At 61.9% G+C, this 273-nt stretch carries 1 protein-coding gene; it reads right to left on the reverse strand.

Annotation, left to right across the window (positions count from 1 at the left end; genetic code table 11):
- A partial coding sequence (locus tag ACM0OP_RS24440; RefSeq protein WP_414530988.1) for a hypothetical protein occupies positions 1-263 on the reverse strand: 263 nt, incomplete at its 3' end.
- Positions 264-273: the final 10 nt, after the last annotated feature.

A 273-nucleotide genomic window follows, 5' to 3' on the forward strand; every position in this document is an offset into this window, starting at 1 on the left:
GGCAGGTCGTCGAAGGGATCAGGCCCGTCGAACTGCATGTCTCCGCCCTTGAAACAGCGCTTCCAGAGCCAAGCGATCTCGTCCCCAGGTCCTTCGAGGCTGAAGGGACCATTTCCGGTAAAGCCGTTCCATTCGGCATCGACCGCATCGAAGGCGATGACGACATCACCCTCATCATCGGCGGGCTCGATGTGGTCTATCCTAGCGTAGGCGCGGCGCGGTGGTTCGCGGCGACCCTCGCCCCGGATAAAGTAGCGGTTCATCAGCCCTCAG

It is taken from the genome of Nodularia chucula CCY0103 (assembly GCF_963923915.1).
GTDB classification, from domain to species: Bacteria; Cyanobacteriota; Cyanobacteriia; order Cyanobacteriales; family Nostocaceae; genus Nodularia; species Nodularia chucula.